This is a genomic window from Chromobacterium sp. CCUG 76385, assembly GCF_059916625.1.
In genome coordinates this window covers 1-893 of record NZ_JAUCGU010000072.1, presented here as the reverse complement: position 1 = coordinate 893, position 893 = coordinate 1, and the positions used below count along the sequence as shown (strand labels likewise).

The 893-nt window shown below is 62.6% G+C and carries 1 protein-coding gene and 1 pseudogene; both read right to left on the bottom strand.

From position 1 onward, the window contains the following. A partial coding sequence (locus tag QUG01_RS19915) for a MotA/TolQ/ExbB proton channel family protein (protein ID WP_500831606.1) occupies positions 1-587 on the bottom strand: 587 nt, incomplete at its 3' end. Between the two features lie 36 nt (positions 588-623). Continuing rightward, a pseudogene (locus QUG01_RS19910) lies at positions 624-893 on the bottom strand (hypothetical protein); the annotation flags it as partial.

The window sequence follows — 893 nt, the reverse complement described above, 5'->3', positions numbered from 1 at the left end:
ACCGGGCCGGCCACTTTGTCGATGGAGGCTTGGCCGGAGGTGCCGATCTTCACCAGCGCGTGGTAGATGCCCCAGACGGTGCCGAACAGGCCGACGAACGGCGCGGTGGAACCCACGGTGGCGATCACCGACAGGCCGTTTTGCATGTGGTGGCTGGCGGAGTCGACCGCGTCGGAGATGGCCATCGCCACCCAGGTGTTCAGATCGACGCGGTTGGCCAGTTCGCCTTTGTGTTCGCGCGCGGCTTCGATGCCGGCGACGGCCACGGCGCTGTACATGCCTTCGTCGGCCAGCTCGCTGGCGGCTTTTTGCAGGTCCACGCCGTGGTGGCCCAGCAGTTCATGCCCCTGCTTGATCAGGCGGCGTTGTTCCAGCAGCTTGACGATGCCCACATACCAGGTGGAGGCGGACATGATCAGCAGGATGATCAGCGTACCCTTCGCCACGAAGTCGCCTTGCGACCACAGCGCGTCGATGCCGTACGGATTGGAGGTGCTGACGGTTTCGGCCGCCAGTGCCGGCAGCGCGCTCAGCGCGGCGGCAGCGCCCAGGACTTTGCCCAGAAATGCGCGAGTGATCTTGGTCATGGTATTTGCTCCTTTGTGTCTTGAGAGGCCCTGGTCTTAGGAGCCAGAGTCCATTTTGAAGCCGAATTCCTGTTTCAATTGGGAATTGGCCTGGCAGGTGTAACCCTGCAATGCGGTAGTAATGGCGGCTTTGAACGCGCTGCGATAACGCGGCGGGATGTCGCCGCTGAAATTGAAGCTGGCGTCGCCGCTGTATTTGCCGCTGGCGCCGACGCTGAACACCACGTTCACCACGCCCTGGATTTCGTCTTCCTGGGCCTTGGACGGGTATTCCGGCGATTCCAGATGGCTGCAGTTGGCCTTGGC